Source organism: Streptomyces sp. NPDC057900, from assembly GCF_042887885.1.
Classification (GTDB): Bacteria; Actinomycetota; Actinomycetes; order Streptomycetales; family Streptomycetaceae; genus Streptomyces.
Genome location: NZ_JBHVOI010000008.1, coordinates 231,143 through 247,102, shown reverse-complemented (window position 1 = coordinate 247,102; position 15,960 = coordinate 231,143). Strand labels below are relative to the sequence as shown.

At 71.4% G+C, this 15,960-nt stretch carries 14 protein-coding genes; 13 read left to right on the top strand and 1 reads right to left on the bottom strand.

Features of this window, described 5'->3' with window-relative positions; translation table 11 throughout:
- Positions 1-20: 20 nt before the first annotated feature.
- The 3 genes from ACFVQ0_RS27285 to ACFVQ0_RS27275 are packed head-to-tail and all read left to right on the top strand — an operon-like array spanning position 21 to position 2,645.
- Entirely contained in the window at positions 21-578 is a 558-nt protein-coding gene (locus ACFVQ0_RS27285; protein WP_390091832.1) for a PadR family transcriptional regulator, read from the top strand.
- The gene (locus ACFVQ0_RS27280) at positions 575-1,312 is read left to right on the top strand and encodes an ABC transporter ATP-binding protein (RefSeq protein ID WP_390091831.1); all 738 of its coding nucleotides are present in this window, start codon (positions 575-577) and stop codon (positions 1,310-1,312) included. Before ACFVQ0_RS27285 ends, ACFVQ0_RS27280 begins: the two co-directional genes overlap by 4 nt.
- Positions 1,302-2,645 carry an FtsX-like permease family protein gene (locus ACFVQ0_RS27275; RefSeq protein WP_390091830.1) on the top strand — a complete coding sequence of 448 codons (1,344 nt, stop codon included), beginning with the start codon at positions 1,302-1,304 and terminating at the stop codon, positions 2,643-2,645. Before ACFVQ0_RS27280 ends, ACFVQ0_RS27275 begins: the two co-directional genes overlap by 11 nt.
- Positions 2,646-2,664: 19 nt before the next feature.
- Here ACFVQ0_RS27275 and ACFVQ0_RS27270 read toward each other — a convergent pair whose 3' ends face one another.
- Positions 2,665-3,201 carry an HNH endonuclease gene (locus ACFVQ0_RS27270; protein WP_073738992.1) on the bottom strand — a complete coding sequence of 179 codons (537 nt, stop codon included), beginning with the start codon at positions 3,199-3,201 and terminating at the stop codon, positions 2,665-2,667.
- A 355-nt stretch (positions 3,202-3,556) separates the two neighbouring features.
- Here ACFVQ0_RS27270 and ACFVQ0_RS27265 point away from each other — a divergent pair, with 355 nt between their 5' ends.
- The 10 genes from ACFVQ0_RS27265 to ACFVQ0_RS27220 all read left to right on the top strand — a co-directional run bounded on the left by ACFVQ0_RS27265 (position 3,557) and on the right by ACFVQ0_RS27220 (position 15,827).
- Positions 3,557-4,624, top strand: a complete 1,068-nt coding sequence (locus tag ACFVQ0_RS27265; RefSeq protein ID WP_390091829.1) for a mechanosensitive ion channel family protein — start codon at positions 3,557-3,559, stop codon at positions 4,622-4,624.
- A 225-nt stretch (positions 4,625-4,849) separates the two neighbouring features.
- Positions 4,850-6,073 carry an ROK family protein gene (locus ACFVQ0_RS27260; RefSeq protein ID WP_390091828.1) on the top strand — a complete coding sequence of 408 codons (1,224 nt, stop codon included), beginning with the start codon at positions 4,850-4,852 and terminating at the stop codon, positions 6,071-6,073.
- Between the two features lie 97 nt (positions 6,074-6,170).
- Positions 6,171-7,508, top strand: coding sequence for an ABC transporter substrate-binding protein (locus tag ACFVQ0_RS27255; RefSeq protein WP_390091827.1), 1,338 nt, complete (start codon positions 6,171-6,173; stop codon positions 7,506-7,508).
- Positions 7,509-7,518: 10 nt separating this feature from the next.
- Positions 7,519-8,460, top strand: a complete 942-nt coding sequence (locus ACFVQ0_RS27250; protein ID WP_024492270.1) for a carbohydrate ABC transporter permease — start codon at positions 7,519-7,521, stop codon at positions 8,458-8,460.
- Between the two features lies 1 nt (position 8,461).
- Positions 8,462-9,364, top strand: coding sequence for a carbohydrate ABC transporter permease (locus tag ACFVQ0_RS27245; RefSeq protein WP_327336881.1), 903 nt, complete (start codon positions 8,462-8,464; stop codon positions 9,362-9,364).
- A gap of 3 nt (positions 9,365-9,367) precedes the next feature.
- Positions 9,368-10,633 carry a 6-phospho-beta-glucosidase gene (locus ACFVQ0_RS27240; protein WP_390091826.1) on the top strand — a complete coding sequence of 422 codons (1,266 nt, stop codon included), beginning with the start codon at positions 9,368-9,370 and terminating at the stop codon, positions 10,631-10,633.
- Positions 10,624-11,598 (top strand): N-acetylglucosamine kinase, encoded by a 975-nt coding sequence (locus ACFVQ0_RS27235; protein WP_390091825.1) that lies wholly within the window; start codon positions 10,624-10,626, stop codon positions 11,596-11,598. Before ACFVQ0_RS27240 ends, ACFVQ0_RS27235 begins: the two co-directional genes overlap by 10 nt.
- 351 nt (positions 11,599-11,949) lie before the next feature.
- Positions 11,950-13,365, top strand: coding sequence for a hypothetical protein (locus ACFVQ0_RS27230; RefSeq protein ID WP_390091824.1), 1,416 nt, complete (start codon positions 11,950-11,952; stop codon positions 13,363-13,365).
- Positions 13,366-13,376: 11 nt separating this feature from the next.
- Positions 13,377-14,429 carry a glutamate ABC transporter substrate-binding protein gene (locus ACFVQ0_RS27225; RefSeq protein WP_390091823.1) on the top strand — a complete coding sequence of 351 codons (1,053 nt, stop codon included), beginning with the start codon at positions 13,377-13,379 and terminating at the stop codon, positions 14,427-14,429.
- A gap of 66 nt (positions 14,430-14,495) precedes the next feature.
- Positions 14,496-15,827, top strand: coding sequence for a hypothetical protein (locus tag ACFVQ0_RS27220; RefSeq protein ID WP_390091822.1), 1,332 nt, complete (start codon positions 14,496-14,498; stop codon positions 15,825-15,827).
- The last annotated feature ends 133 nt before the right edge of the window (positions 15,828-15,960 follow it).

Genomic DNA, 15,960 nt, shown 5'->3' with positions numbered 1-15,960 from the left:
CCGAGTATATAGTCGCCGTCATGAGCATCCGTCACGTCCTCCTCGGGCTGCTTGCCGGGGGGTCCAACCATGGGTACGAGCTGAAACGGCGGTACGACGAACTCTTCCCGCAGGCCCGCCCGCTGGCGTACGGCCAGGTCTACACAACCCTGCAACGCCTGGTGCGGGACGGCCTGGCCTCGGTCGAGGGGACCGATTCCGACGGCGGTCCCGAGCGCACCCTCTACCGGTCCACGGACGAAGGCGCGCGCGAACTCGCCCACTGGGCCGGCGAGACGGCGCCGCCCGCGCCCTTCGTGACGAACGAGATCTTCGCCAAGGTCGTGACCTCGATCCTCGTCGCGGCGGCCGCCGGCGGTGACCGCACCACGGACGCGGCCGCCTACCTCCAGGCCCAGCGCGCCGCGCACATGGCGCGGATGCACGAACTGACCCAGCTCAAGACCACGCCCGGGGCCGGCCTCAGCACGGTCCTCTCGGCCGACTACGCCCTGAACCATCTGGACGCCGACGTCCGGTGGATGGCCACCACGGCGAACCGCCTCACCACCCTGACCACGGAGGTCCAGCCGACATGAGCACCAGAGCCGACCGGCCCACGGCGTCGGCGCCACTGATCACCGCCACCGGACTGACGAAACGGTACGGCCGGACCGAGGCGCTGCGTGGCGCCTCCGTCGAACTCCACGCCGGCGAGATCCTCGCCGTCACCGGAGCCAGCGGCAGCGGGAAGTCCACGCTGCTGCACTGCCTCGCGGGCATCGTCCGCCCCGACGAGGGCACCGTCGGCTACGGAGACGAGCAGCTCGGCCCGGCCTCGGAAGCGCGCCTGAGCGAGCTGCGGCGGACCGACTTCGGCGTGGTGTTCCAGTTCGGGCAGCTGATCCCCGAGCTGACCGCGCTCGACAACGTGGCGCTGCCCCTCCTGCTCGCGGGAACGGGCCGCGCGAAGGCGCGGCGGACCGCGGACTCCTGGCTGGAGCGCTTCGGCGTACGCGGGCAGGCCGAGCTGCGGCCCGGCGAGCTCAGCGGCGGCCAGAGCCAGCGGGTCGCGCTGGCACGGGCCCTGATCACCGGGCCGAAGGCCGTCTTCGCGGACGAGCCGACCGGCGCCCTGGACTCCCTCGCCGGCGAACAGGTGATGACCGCTCTGGTGCACGCCGCCCGCGAGTCCGGCACCGCCGTGCTGCTCATCACGCACGACGCGCAGATCGCCGCGTACGCGGACCGGGAGGTGTGGCTGCGCGACGGGGCCGTGCACTCGGGCGCGACCCGGTTCACCGTCCAGGAGGCGGCCCGCCATGAGGACTGACGCACGCATCGCCTGGACCCTGGTCCTCGGTTCCGACCGCCGTGAGTGGTGGCGGATCGCGCTCACCTCGGTGGGCGCGCTGCTCGCCACCGGCCTGGCCCTCGCGGCGGTCACGGTGTCCTCGGTCTCGGGGCAGGCGTCCATCGCGTTCGGACACGGTCTGCTGAACCAGCCCGGCCAGCGCACGGGCGTGGTGGCCACCCTGGTGCTCCTGCTCGTCCCGGTCTTCGGCTTCCTGGGCCAGTGCGCCCGGATCGGCGCCGTCCACCGGGACCGGCGGACGGCCGCGCTGCGGCTCGCCGGGGCGTCACCCCGGCAGGTGCGGCGCATCGCCGCTCTGGAGTCCGGTCCGGCCTGCCTGGTGGGCGCGGTCGTCGGCGCCGCCGTGTTCGCCGCCGTCCTCGCCGGCTCCGGCCGTACGCCGCCGCCCTTGGCCTGGGCGGGTTATGTGGTGGTCGTGCTCGGCGTTCCGGTGGCCGCCGCGCTGGTCAGCGGGTTCGCGCTGCGCAAGGTGATCGCCGAACCGCTGGGCCGGCTGCGCCGGCCAGGGCAGGAGCCCGACCGGCGGACGGCGCTCGCGCTCCTGCTTCCGGGGATCGTGCTCGCCTCGGCGGCGCTCGTCCTGTTCCTCTCGGACAGCCGTTCCGGCGTCAGCCCGCTTCCGCCGCTGGTGGTCTCCCTGGTGCTGCTCTCGTCCGGGGGCGCGCTCTGGGCGGCCGGGGCCTCGGCCGCCTTCATGGGCCGCCGTCTGACGGCCGGTGCGCGGAGCCCCGCCGTGCTGATCGCCGCAGGGCGGCTGAGCCAGGATCCGTGGGCCGCCGCGCGCACGCACGCCGCGCTGCTGCTGGTGACCGTCGTCGGCACGGGCTTCGTGGGAGTACGGGAGGTCCTACTCGCCGTCCTGCGCGAGCGGGGCGGCTACACGCCGGTGGACCTGGACTTCTACACCACCGGCCTCGACCTCACCGGGGCGGCCGTCCTGGTGGCCCTGTTCGTCGGCCTGTGCGGTCTGGCCGTGGGCGCGGCGGAGTCCCTCGCCACCCGTCGCCGGGGGCTCGCCGCGCAGGCCGCGGCCGGGGTGCCGCGAGCGGTGCTGGCCAAGGCGCTGCTGCTGGAGACCGCGCTCCCGCTGGCCCCGGCGACGCTGCTGGCGGGCATCGGCGGCATGACGGTGCACCTCGCGTACGCCTCCTTCGTCACCCCGGGCAGCTTCCCCTCGATGCTCCCGCTCCTGGTGCCCGTGGCGGTGTACGCCGCCAGCCTGCTGGCCGCCGCGACGTCCCTGCCGCTGCTGGGGCGCATGGCGCGCCCAGCGGAGCTGCGGTTCACCTGAGGGCTGTCCGGTGGCCGGCTCAGGCGGAGATTCCGTCGATCCGGGCCATCGCGTCGTCCGCTCCGAACGGCTGCAGATAGGGCAGCCAGCGGGGGTCGCGGTGGCCCGTGCCGATGATCCGCCAGGCGAGTCCGGTCGGCGGGGCGGGCGGCTGGTGGAGCCGCCAGCCCAGCTCGGGCAGGTGGCGGTCGGCCTTGACGTGGTTGCAGCGGCGGCAGGCCGCCACCACGTTCTCCCAGGCGTGCTGCCCGCCCCGGCTGCGCGGGATGACGTGGTCGACGCTGGTCGCGGCGGCGCCGCAGTACATGCAGCGCCCGCCGTCCCTGGCGAAGAGCGCCCGGCGGGTCAGCGGGACGGGGCCCCGGTAGGGGACGCGCACGAACCGCTTCAGGCGGACGACGCTGGGGGCCGGAACGGCACGGGTGGCACTGTGCATGAGGGCCCCGGACTCCTCAAGGCAGATGGCCTTGTTCTCCAGGACGAGGACGAGCGCGCGGCGGAGCGGTACGACGCCGAGCGGCTCGTACGACGCGTTGAGAACCAGGACATGCGGCACGGTTGATGCCTCCTTGTACGCCGGCGGCGCGTGGCTCGCGCCGGGACGATCCGATCTCAGTCTCTCCTCAGCCCTGGTCAAAGCGCCACCACGTCCGGGTAACGGGCCGGAAGGATTTTTCTTCCGCCCGTACCGTCCCCGTGGCGCGCAGGCACCGGAGCAGGCGCTTCCGGGGCCCTGCCGCCGGCCGTAGGACCCGGTGTGCGATCGGCCACACGAGGCGCCGCCGGGCGGGTCCCTTAGCTCCTCCATATCCCCGGGTGAGACGCGTCTCTCCCCCGGATCACGGCAACGGAGCACGCCCGATGCCCCGTTAGTGTGGTTGGTCAGCGCTCGCCCAACTGGAGGTTTCGCCGTGTCCCTGTCCGCCCTGTTGGCCGCAGCCCAGTCACCCGAGCCGGGTGGCTCGCTGGACGAAGCCGCCAAGCAGGCAGGCAACGCCGCGGGCTGGGTGGAGCAGAACTGGTCCACCTGGCTGAACACCGGTCTGCGGATCGTGCTCATCGCCGCCATCGCGATCGTGTTGCGCATCGCGGTCCGCCGTGCCCTGACCAAGCTCATCGAGCGCATGAACCGCAGCGCCCAGGCGGTGGAGGGCACCGCGCTGGGCGGTCTGCTGGTCAACGCGGAGCGCCGCCGCCAGCGCTCGGAGGCGATCGGCTCGGTACTCCGTTCGGTGGCCTCGTTCCTGATCCTCGGCACCGCCGCCCTGATGATCCTGGGCGCGTTCCAGATCAACCTGGCCCCGCTGCTGGCCTCCGCCGGGGTCGCCGGGGTGGCACTCGGCTTCGGCGCCCGCAACCTGGTCACCGACTTCCTCTCCGGCGTCTTCATGATCCTGGAGGACCAGTACGGCGTCGGCGACACCATCGACGCGGGCGTCGCCTCCGGAGAGGTCATCGAGGTCGGCCTGCGGGTCACCAAGCTGCGCGGCGAGAACGGTGCGATCTGGTACGTCCGCAACGGCGAGGTGAAGCGGATCGGCAACCTCAGCCAGGGCTGGTCCACCGCGGGCGTCGATGTGCAGGTGCGCCCCACCGAGGACCTGGACCAGGTCCGTACGGTGATCACGGAGGCCGCCCAGCTGATGGCCAAGGACGACCCGTGGACCGAGCGCCTGTGGGGTCCGGTGGAGATCCTGGGCCTGGACACGGTGCTGCTGGACTCGATGACGGTCCGGGTGACCGCCAAGACGATGCCGGGCCAGGCCGTGGGCGTGGAGCGCGAGCTGCGCTGGCGGATCAAGCGCGCCTTCGACGAGGCGGGCATCCGGATGATCGGCGGCATCCCGGCCCAGCCCGACGAGGCCGCGGCGGCCGACCCGACGGCCGGTATGGCCGCCCCGTCCGCGTACGCCTCTGCCACCTCGCCGCAGTCCCTGGCGGCGACCCCGATAGTCCAGCCCCCGAACATCTCGAAGTAGCACGGCCGCCGGATTCCGGCCAACTCGATTCGACCGGCGCCCTGTTGGGAATCCATCCCGACAGGGCGCCGACGCGTGCCGGGCCGTCGGCAGCACCGGCCGGGCCCGCCCAGGTAACGCTTTGGTTGCCACAGCGGCGCAGACCATTGACGCCCAGGTGACGTGCGTCCTACGGTCCTCTCACCGAATAGGAAACTTTCCTAACAGAGGGCAGGTGCAGTGATCATGGCCGGAACCACGCCGGGTACCCCCCGCGTTCTGCGGGCCATGAACGACCGGGCCGCCCTCGATCTGCTGCTGGAGCACGGGCCCCTCTCGCGGACCAGGATCGGGAAGCTGACGGGCCTGTCCAAGCCCACCGCCTCCCAGCTGCTGGCCCGGCTGGAGGCGGCCGGTCTGGTCGTCGCCACCGGGACCGCGGCCGGGCGGCCGGGGCCCAACGCACAGCTGTACACCGTCAACGCCGCCGCCGCCCACGTGGCCGGGCTCGACGTGAACGCCCAGCGGATCCTCGCCGCCGTCGCCGATGTGACGGGTGAGACGGTCGGGGAGTTCGAGCTGCGGACCCCGGGGCGGCGCGCCGACAGCGTGGTGCGGCAGGTGGCGGACGCGCTGGACGGCGCGGTCAAGGACGCCGGGCTGACCCGTTCCGACGTGCACCGGCTCGTCATCGGCACCCCGGGCGCCTTCGACCCGGGCACGGGCCGGCTGCGCTACGCCTCGCACCTGCCGGGCTGGCACTCCCCCACCCTGCTGGACGAGCTGGCCGCCTTCCTGCCGATGCCCGTGGAGTACGAGAACGACGTGAACCTCGTCGCGGTGGCCGAACAACGGCTCGGCGCGGCCCGGGGTCACGACGACTTCGTCCTGCTGTGGAACGAGGAGGGCCTCGGCGCCGCCCTCGTCATCAACGACCGGCTGCACCGAGGCTTCACCGGCGGCGCCGGTGAGGTCGGGTTCCTGCCGGTGCCGGGCGCTCCGCTGGTCCGGCAGGTCACCAAGGCCAACTCGGGCGGCTTCCAGGAGCTGGCCGGCGCCCAGGTGCTCGCCAGGCTCGCCCGGGAGCTGGGCATCGACGACGACGCGGTCCGCGGGCCCGGCACCCACCACGAGATCGCGGCCACGCTGGTGGGCCGGGCGGCCGAGGCCGTGGAACGGGACGGGAGCGAGCCGCACGGCCGGCTGCTCGACCGCTACGCCACCGGTCTGGCGACCGGCCTCGCCTCCATGCTCGCCGTTCTCGACCCCGAGGTCGTCGTGCTCTCGGGTGAGCTGATCTCGCGCGGCGGGGAACCGCTGCGCGGCCGGGTGGCGGCCGAACTGGCCGAGCTCGCGGCGTCCCGGCCCCGGCTGATCGCCGGCGAGGTGACGCACCGGCCCGTCCTGCGCGGCGCGCTGGAGAGCGCACTCGCCACCACCCGCGACGAAGTGTTCGACACCTCGCGCTGAACCCCCCTCGGCCCCTCTTCACCATCCCCTTTGCCACACCCCTGATGTACCCCGCCTTCCCCTTCCCCGTCCCAACCCTTCATCGGGAGACACCACCATGTCCGGAAACCGCCGGAAGCCGGCCGTCGCACTCGCCGCGACCGCCGCGATAGCCCTGTTCGCCTCCGCCTGTACCGGGCAGAGCAACTCCGGTGCCAGTGATGACGCGTCCAAGGAGACGACCATCAACTTCTGGCACGGCTGGAGTGCCCCGAACGAGGTCAAGGGAATTCAGGACACGGTCGACGCCTTCGAGAAGGCGCACCCCAACATCCACGTGAAGATCGTCGGCAACATGACCGACGACAAGATCAACCAGGCGCTCCGCGCGGGCGGTTCCAAGGCCCCGGACGTCGTGTCGTCGTTCACCACCAACAACGTCGGCAAGTTCTGCAAGTCGAAGGCGTTCGTCGACCTCAACCCGTTCCTGAAGAAGGACGGGATCGACGCGGCCGCGACCTTCCCGAAGGCGATGAACGAGTACACCCAGTACGACGGCGTGCGCTGCACGGTGCCGCTGCTCGGTGACGCGTACGGCCTCTACTACAACAAGGACGCGTTCAAGGACGCCGGGATCACCGCTCCGCCCAAGACCTGGTCCGAGCTGGCCGCCGACGCGAAGAAGCTGACGAAGCCGAAGGGCGACTCGTACGAGCAGCTCGGCTTCATGCCGAACTACCACGGCTACGAGACCACCACCGAGCACTACCTCGGCAGCTGGGACCCGGAGTACTTCGACGCGGACGGCAAGTCGAACATCGCCAAGGACCCGTCCTTCGCCGCCATGCTCACCAGCCAGAAGAAGCTGGTCGACTCGCTGGGCGGCTACCAGAAGCTGGAGAAGTTCCGTACCGGCTTCGGTGACGAGTGGGGCGCCAAGCACCCCTTCCACACCGGCCAGGTGGCCATGCAGCTGGACGGCGAATGGCGTCTGGGCATGGCGGAGGAGACCAAGCCGAAGTTCGAGATCGGGGTGGCCCCGATGCCCGTCGCGGACGACCAGGCCGACACGTACGGCAAGGGCTACCTGACCGGGACCATCGCCGGTATCGCGTCCACCTCGACCAAGCAGAACGCCGCCTGGGAGCTGGTGAAGTACATGACCACCGACACCGACGCGGTGGTGAACTTCGCCAACGCCATCCACAACGTGCCCTCCACGCTGGCCGCGCTGAAGTCGCCGAAGCTGAAGTACGACCCGCGCTTCAAGACCTTCCTGGACATCGCCGCCGACCCGAAGTCCACCACCACCCCGCCCTCGGTGAACGGCGGCGCGTTCCTGACGTCCCTGCAGAACCTCGGCTTCGACGTCGAGAAGGGCAAGCAGACGGACATCAAGGCGGGTCTGGAAAAGACCGCCAAGGAGATCGACGCCGCGATCGACCAGGCGAAGTAGAGCCGGCGCGATGAGCACGTACACACTCCGTTCGAAGCGCCGCCGGTCCGCGCTCCGGACGGCGGCCTTCATGTCGCCGTGGCTGATCGGGTTCTGCGTCTTCTTCGCCTACCCGCTGATCTCCACGCTCTATTTCTCCTTCACCAGCTACGACGGCTTCTCCGCACCGGAGTTCAGCGGGCTGAAGAACTGGTCGTTCGTCTTCAACGACTACCCGCTGTTCTGGCCGGCGCTGCGCAACACGCTCTGGCTGGTCCTGGTCATGGTGACCTGCCGGGTGGTCTTCGGCCTCGGCATCGGCATGCTGATCACCAAGATCAAGACGGGTACCGGGGTCTTCCGGACGCTGTTCTACCTGCCCTACCTGGCTCCTCCGGTCGCCGCGACGCTCGGCTTCGTCTTCCTCCTCAACCCGGGGACCGGGCCGGTCAACTCGATCCTGGGCGAGCTCGGGCTGCCGACGCCCGGCTGGTTCACCGACGCCACCTGGTCCAAGCCCGCGCTGACCGCGCTGGCGGTCTGGGGGGTGGGCGACCTGATGGTGATCTTCATGGCGGCGCTCCTGGACGTCCCCAAGGAGCAGTACGAGGCGGCCGAGCTGGACGGGGCGTCCTCGTACCAGCGGTTCCGCTTCGTCACTCTGCCGAACATCTCGCCGATCATCATGTTCGCCGTGGTCACCGGCATCATCCAGACGATGCAGTACTACACCCAGCCACTCGTGGCCGGGAAGGTCGCCTCCGGCGTGATGGGCGGCTCCGGGCAGCAGTTCGAACCGGGCTATCCCGACAAGTCGACACTGACGCTTCCGCAGCTCGTCTACAACCTCGGTTTCCAGCGCTTCGACTACGGCTCCGCCTGTGTGGTCGCGCTCGTTCTCTTCGTCCTCGCCATGGCGTTCACCGCACTGCTGATGCGGCGCCGCAGCGGACTGATCCAGGCAGGTGAGTGACATGGCGCAGGTTCTCGACACCCCGAAGGCCGGCGGACCGGTGAGTGACCCCGTCACCCCGGCCGAGCGGGTGGCGCGCCGCAAGGCGCTGCTGCACTGGATCGGCGTGCACTCGCTCGGCGTCGCGGCCGCGCTCTTCTTCGTGCTGCCGTTCGTCTTCCTGCTCCTCACCTCGCTGATGAGCGACCAGCAGGCACTCACCCGTGACCTGTGGCCGCACCCCTTCGAGTGGAGCAACTACAAGGAGGTGTTCAACACCCCGGGCTTCCTGACCTGGTGGAAGAACACCCTGCTGTACGCGGGTCTCGGCACCGTCCTCACGGTGGTGTCCTCGCTGCCCGTGGCGTACGCGCTCGCCAAGTTCCGCTTCCGCGGCCGGCATCTGTCCCTGATGCTCGTCATCTCGATGATGATGCTGCCGCCGCAGGTCGTCGTGATCCCGATGTACCTGTTCTGGGCCAAGCAGCTGGACATGTCCGGCACGCTCTGGCCGCTGATCATCCCGATGGCGTTCGGAGACGCGTTCTCCATCTTCCTGCTGCGGCAGTTCCTGCTGACCATTCCGAACGAGTACCTGGACGCGGCGAAGGTCGACGGCTGCGGTGAGTTCCGCACCCTGCTGCGCGTCGTGATCCCGATGGCCAAGCCCGGTATCGCCGCCGTCGCCCTCTTCCAGTTCTTCTACGCCTGGAACGACTACTTCGGACCGCAGATCTACGCCTCGGAGAACCCCGGGGCCTGGACCCTGAGTTATGGACTGGAGTCCTTCAAGGGCGCACACCACACCGACTGGAACCTGACCATGGCCGCGACCGTTCTGGTCATGGCCCCTGTGATCGTCGTCTTCTTCTTCGCACAGAAGGCCTTTGTCGAAGGCGTCACACTGACCGGAGTAAAGGGCTGATTCATGAAGCTCGCAGTAGTGGGTGGCGGGTCCACCTACACACCTGAACTGATCGACGGATTCGCACGGCTGCGGGACACCCTGCCGGTCGAGGAGCTGGTGCTCGTCGACCCGGCGGCCGACCGGCTCGAACTCGTCGGGGGCCTCGCGCGGCGGATCTTCGCCAAGCAGGGCCACCCCGGCCGGATCGTCACCACCACCGACATCGACGCGGGGGTGGCCGACGCCGACGCGGTGCTGCTCCAGCTCCGGGTGGGCGGCCAGGCCGCCCGTGCCAAGGACGAGGCGTGGCCGCTGGAGTGCGGCTGCGTCGGCCAGGAGACCACCGGCGCCGGCGGCCTCGCCAAGGCCATGCGTACCGTCCCGGTCGTCCTGGACATCGCGGAGCGGGTCCGGCGCACCAACCCGAACGCGTGGATCATCGACTTCACCAACCCCGTCGGCATCGTGACCCGGGCGCTGCTCCAGGCCGGTCACAAGGCGGTCGGCCTGTGCAACGTGGCGATCGGCTTCCAGCGCAAGTTCGCCCGGCTGCTCGACGTGACCCCGGGCCAGGTGCACCTCGACCACGTCGGGCTGAACCACCTGACCTGGGAGACCGGGGTGCGCCTCGGCGGCCCCGGGGGCGAGAACGTGCTGCCCCGGCTGATCGCGGAGCACGGCGACGCGATCGCGGACGACCTGCACATGCCGAGGGCGATCGTGGACCGCCTGGGCGTCGTCCCCTCGTACTACCTGCGCTACTTCTACGCGCACGACGAGGTCGTGCGGGAGCTGGGCACCAAGCCCTCGCGGGCCGTCGAGGTCGCCGCGATGGAGAAGGAACTGCTCGCCATGTACGGCGACCCGACGCTGGACGAGAAGCCCGCGCTGCTCGCCAAGCGCGGCGGCGCCTTCTACTCGGAGGCGGCCGTGGACCTGGCCGCCTCGCTGCTGGGCGGCGGCGGCTCCACCCACCAGGTGGTCAACACCCGCAACAACGGGACGCTGCCGTTCCTCCCCGACGACGCGGTGATCGAGGTGCAGGCCTCGGTGGACCGAACGGGTGCGGTGCCGCTCGCCGTCGCGCCGCTCGACCCGCTCTACGCAGGGCTGATCGGCAATGTGACGGCGTACGAGGACCTCGCGCTGGAGGCCGCGCTGCGCGGGGGCCGCGACCGGGTGTTCAAGGCCCTGCTCGCGCACCCCCTGATCGGCCAGTTCGAGTACGCGGAAGCGCTCACGGACAAGCTGATCGCGCACAACCGGGAGCACCTCCCGTGGGCGTGAACGGTTCGGTCCTCGCGATCGACGCGGGGAACAGCAAGACCGATGTGGCACTGATCGGTGCGGACGGCACGGTGCTGTCCACGGCCCGCGGCGGCGGTTTCCAGCCGCCCGTGGTCGGCATCGGCACGGCCGTGGACGCGCTCGGCTCCGCGGTGGAGCGGGCGCTGGCCTCGGCCGGCGTGGGGGCGGAGAGCGTCGCCCATGTGTCGGCCTGCCTCGCCAACGCCGATCTGCCGGTCGAGGAGGAGCAGCTGACCGAGGCGCTGGGCGCGCGGGGCTGGGGCCGCACGGTGGAGGTGCGCAACGACACCTTCGCGATCCTGCGGGCCGGGGTCGACGAGCCGCGCGGCGTGGCGGTGGTGTGCGGCGCGGGGATCAACTGCGTCGGCATGGTGCCGGACGGGCGCACCGCGCGCTTCCCCGCCATCGGCCGGATATCCGGTGACTGGGGCGGGGGTTCGGGGCTGGCGGAGGAGGCGCTCTGGTTCGCCTCGCGGGCGGAGGACGGCCGGGGTGAGCCGACCGAGCTGGCCCGGACGCTGCCCGGTCACTTCGGGCTCGGCTCGATGTACGCGCTGATAGAGGCGCTGCATCTGGGCCGGATCGCGTTCGAGCGGCGGCACGAGCTGACGCCGGTGCTCTTCGCGACCTGCGCGGCCGGTGACCCGGTGGCGCGCGGCCTGGTGGACCGGCTGGCGGAGGAGGTCGTGGCGATGGCCTCGGTCGCCCTGGGCCGGCTCGGTCTGCTGGACGAGCGGGCCCCGGTGGTGCTGGGCGGCAGCGTGCTGGCCGCGCGCCATCCGCTGCTGGACGACCGGATCTGCGAACTCCTCGCGGTGCGGGCCCCCAAGGCGGTGGTCCGGGTGGTCGCGGAGTCCCCGGTGCTGGGCGCGGGGCTGCTGGGGCTGGACCACACGGGTGCGGCGCCCGAGGTGCACGAGAGGCTGCGGTCGCAGTACGCCTGACGTGGTGTGACCCCGGAGGCCGGCAGGGGCGTCCCGTAGCATTCGTGCTTCGGGGCGCCCCTTCCGCAAGGGAACCGATCAGCCGCCCCGAACGTGTTCTTTATTGGGGAGACCGGTACGACTTCGGGGGATTGCGCCGTCGATCGTCTTGATCGGCGGCGTCGGCCTTGATCGAATGCTGTTGGGTGCGATTGTCCGCGGGTGGCCGCGGGTTGCCGCGTTCATGGACCGGTGCGGGATCCGGGCGTTCGCTGTGTGGACGCCGTTCCCTGCGGCCATACTTCTGGCCGGGTACCAGTCCCCCGATCGGCCGGGGGGCGGGCCGCCGTCAGTGACCGAGGGGGAGGTCAAGTGACACACCCGCCGAATGTGCGGCCCGCGCCGCCGCAACGCGCGCCGGAACGGGCGCCCGCGCCGGTTCCCGCAGCCGTGCCGCCGCAGCGTGGTGGCCGCGCGGTGGTCACGGAGCGGCTGCGCGCCGCCGCGACGACCGAACCGGGCCGGCTCCAGATCATCGGGGCGGTACTGGCGCTGCTCGTCGTCGCGTTCGGGGCCGTGACGGCGTTCGAGGTCTCCGGCCGGGCGGCCTCCGCCGACGACGTGGTGACACGCAGTCAGCCGCTCAGCGCGGACGCCGCCGCCATCTACCGCTCGCTGGCCGACGCCGACGCGGCCGCGGCGAGCGGATTCCTGGCCGGGCCGCAGGAGCCGAGCAAGGTCCACGACAAGTACGTGGCGGACATCGACGAGGCCTCCCAACTGCTGGTGAAGGCCGCGGCCAGCACGGACTCCTCGACGAAGTCCGGCCACGAGATCACCACCCTCAACAAGGAACTCCCGCGCTACACAGGGCTGATCGAGCGGGCCCGCGCGAGCAACCGGCAGGGGCTGCCGCTGGGCGGCGCCTATCTCCGGTACGCGAACCAGAAGATGGCCAAGGACATGCTGCCGGCCGCCGAGCGGCTGTACGCGGCGGAGACCGGCCGGCTCGGCCAGGACTACGACTCCGCGCGTACCTGGCCGTTCTTCTCGCTCTCCATCGGTGTGATCGCGCTGATCGTGCTGCTCTGGGCGCAGCGGCGCAACTTCCACCGGACGAACCGGGTGCTCAACCACGGCCTGCTGGCCGCGACCGCGGCTTCGCTGGTGGTCCTGATGTGGCTGGCGGTGGGGCATTCGGTGGCCCGCTCCGATCTGTCCGACGCCAACACCCGGGGGCAGCAGTCCCTCGACGTGCTCAACCGGGCGCGCATCGACTCGCTGAAGGCGCGCGCCAACGAGACCCTCACCGTGGTCGCCCGGGGCGCGGTGCTCACCGCGGACGGGAAGAACGACAAGTACGAGACCGACTACGGCACCGGCATGAAGGCGCTCGTCGCGGAGCTGGACAAGGCCGCGAAGCTCGCCGAGGACACCCACGACACCGTGGGCAGCGAACCGGTGGCGAAGGCCATCACGGGGGTCACCGAGTGGCAGAGCCGCCACCGGACCGCCCGCAAGACCGACGACAGCGGCGACTACGACACCGCGCTGACCCAGATCATCGGCACGGCGGACTCGACCAAGGGCTCGACCGGTGAGTCGTTCAACCGCGTGGACGACGCGCTGAAGAAGGCGCTCGCCCATGAGCAGGAAGAGTTCACCCAGGCCGCGCGGGACGGGCGCGGCGCGCTGGGCGGGCTGCCGATAGGCGCGGCGGCCCTCGCCGTGCTGGGCGCGGTCGCCGCGATCGTCGGGGTCAACCGCAGGCTCTCGGAGTTCCGGTGACAGGGGGAGCGATGACAGGGAAGGACGAGCCCAGGACCGGGCCCGCGGGCCCGCTGCGCAGGCTGCGCGGCTGGGGCGGTGTGACCGCCATGGCCGTGGCCTGCGCGATGACGGCGGCACTGACCCTGCTGCCGCTCTCCCACAGCGGCGGCGACGCCTTCGACGAGGGGGTCTCGGGACCGGGCACGGCACGGGCCGTGCAGGCGCGGGCCGACGACTGCACCGATCCGGACGCCAGCCTGCCGCCGTCCGTCGCCGGCGGCGCCACCATCGATCGCATCAAGGCGCGCGGAAAGCTGATCGCGGGCGTCGACCAGAACAGCTTCCAGTGGGGGTACCGCAACCCGGAGTCCCGGAATCTCGAAGGCTTCGACATCGATCTGGTGCGGGCCATCGCCAAGGACATCCTGGGCGACCCCGGCGACGTGATCTTCCGGGCGATCCCCACCAACCAGCGCATCGCCGCCCTGGAGAACGACAAGGTCGACGTCGTCGTCCGGACGATGACGATCAACTGCGCCCGGCTGGACCAGGTCTCGTTCTCCACCGCCTACTTCCAGGCCGGGCAGCAGGTCCTCGCGCCCAAGGAGTCCACGATCACCGGGTACAACTCCTCGCTGGCCGGCAAGCGGGTCTGTACCGCGGAGGGGTCCACGGCGTACGAGGCCCTGGAGAAGCAGTCGTTCGGCTCGGTGTTCAAGGACAAGCACGACGGCACCGACGCCGACGAGGACCTGCTCACCGTCCCCAACCAGCTGGACTGCCTGGTGCGGCTCCAGATGGGCGAGGTCGACGCGATCGTCACGGACAACGCCCTGGCGGCCGGCCAGGCCGCCCAGGACCCGGCCGTGGAGCTCAAGGGCGACAAGCCCTTCACCACCGAGTACTACGGCGTGGCCACGAAGAAGGGCGCGGACGACCTGGTGGCCCGGGTCAACCAGGTGCTGGTCGACTACCGGGCCGGCGGCAAGAACAGCCCGTGGATGCGGTCCTACCGCAACTGGCTGCAGGACGGTCTGCCCGGAATCACGGCACCGCCGGTGCCCAAGTACCGCAGCAACTAGGGCCTGGTCCTCGGATCAGGCGGAACCTGCCGGGCCCGTCCGGCAGGGAGAGCGGAGAGGTGATCGATGGGCGTCGCGGGCCCCTTCCCCAGCTACGCGGCCCGGCCCCCCGGCCCGGTCATGGACCGGGACGAGGCGGACCGTGCGCTGGCCCGGCTCGGCGCGGAGCACGAGGCGATCGAGACCTCGCTGCTCGCCCTCCAGGACCATGCCGGACGCCGGCTTCTGGAGGGCGCGGAGCTGACCGGTGTCACCAGGGAGCGCTGGAGCGTCACCGAGCAGTCGATCACGCTGCTGTGGAGCTATTTCGACGCCTACGCGGGGGTGCTGCACCAGGCCCGTGAGGTGCGGGCCCGGCGGCGCCACCCGAACCGGGACGATCTGACGGCCCTGACCGGACTGCTGCGCGGCGACGGTGTCACGGTGGCGCACGGAGCCGCCCGGCCCGATCCGTCGATCACCGGCCCGGCCCGGCTCTCCGAGCGGTTCACGCTGGCGGAGCTGGTCAACCGGATGAACGAGCTGTACGCCCGCTCGCTGGACATGGTCGTCGCCTCCGACTCCGTCTGGTCGGCGATGCCCGCCCGGATAGATCTGCTCGCCGCCGAACTGCGCCGTACCAGCTCGCTGGCGCACTCGGTCGGGGTACGGCCGGGTGAGCACCCGTCGGGGGACGATCTGGAGTCGATCACCCAGGAGCTGGCCACGCTGCGGGTGCAGGTGATCTCCGATCCGCTGGCGTTCTGGCTGCCGGGGCCCGGCAGTTCGGCGCCCGGCGGCGGACGGCCCGACACCACGCGCTACGACCGGGCGGCCCGTGCGCTGGAGGAGGTGCGGCGGGAGATCGAGGCGGTGCTCGCGGTCCGGCAGGACGCCGAGCAGCGGCTGGTCCAGCTGCGCGACGTGCTCTCCCGGGCCGACCGCACGCTGGCCGAGGCCCGCTCGGCGCGCGGCGAGGTGCTGGCCAAGATCGCCGCGTCCGAGGTGCCCGCGGTCAACGGCCCGCCCACCGCGCTCCAGGAGCGGCTCGCCGCCGCCTCCGAGTACCGCAGGCATGCCCAGTGGCACCGGCTCTCGCCGCTCCTGGAGACCCTGGAGCGGCAGGCGGAGGAGGAGTTGCTGCGGGCCAGGGAGCAGCTGACCGCGGTCACCGCCCCGCTGGCCGTGCGGGCGGAGCTGCGCGGCCGGCTGGACGCGTACAAGGCGAAGGTGGCCCGGCACGGCCTGGCGGAGGACCCGGTGCTGATCGAGCGGTACGACGCGGCGCGCCGGATGCTGTGGAGCGCGCCCTGCGATCTGCGGGTCGCCGGCCTGGCGGTGCAGCGTTACCAGGACGCGGCGCTGGAACTGATGGGGCAGCGGCGCGCGTCGGGACCAGAAGACCGGTGGGGCCGGTGAGGCCGCTGGGCCGTGTCCGCAAAGTCACGTCGTTCGCCCGGAGGGCGGGCCCGGCGGCGTCTGGTGCGTGCTCTCGGCGTGCCGGGCGCAGGCCCTTGTATTGGACGTACTCGGGTCTTCGCCCGGTGCGGCG

Coding starts and splice junctions, on each gene's coding strand:
- ACFVQ0_RS27285 (WP_390091832.1), top strand. CDS start 21: ATGAGCATCCGTCACGTCCTCCTCGGGCTGCTTGCCGGGGGGTCCAAC.
- ACFVQ0_RS27280 (WP_390091831.1), top strand. CDS start 575: ATGAGCACCAGAGCCGACCGGCCCACGGCGTCGGCGCCACTGATCACC.
- ACFVQ0_RS27275 (WP_390091830.1), top strand. CDS start 1,302: ATGAGGACTGACGCACGCATCGCCTGGACCCTGGTCCTCGGTTCCGAC.
- ACFVQ0_RS27260 (WP_390091828.1), top strand. CDS start 4,850: ATGGCCGGAACCACGCCGGGTACCCCCCGCGTTCTGCGGGCCATGAAC.
- ACFVQ0_RS27255 (WP_390091827.1), top strand. CDS start 6,171: ATGTCCGGAAACCGCCGGAAGCCGGCCGTCGCACTCGCCGCGACCGCC.
- ACFVQ0_RS27250 (WP_024492270.1), top strand. CDS start 7,519: ATGAGCACGTACACACTCCGTTCGAAGCGCCGCCGGTCCGCGCTCCGG.
- ACFVQ0_RS27245 (WP_327336881.1), top strand. CDS start 8,462: ATGGCGCAGGTTCTCGACACCCCGAAGGCCGGCGGACCGGTGAGTGAC.
- ACFVQ0_RS27240 (WP_390091826.1), top strand. CDS start 9,368: ATGAAGCTCGCAGTAGTGGGTGGCGGGTCCACCTACACACCTGAACTG.
- ACFVQ0_RS27225 (WP_390091823.1), top strand. CDS start 13,377: ATGACAGGGAAGGACGAGCCCAGGACCGGGCCCGCGGGCCCGCTGCGC.
- ACFVQ0_RS27220 (WP_390091822.1), top strand. CDS start 14,496: ATGGGCGTCGCGGGCCCCTTCCCCAGCTACGCGGCCCGGCCCCCCGGC.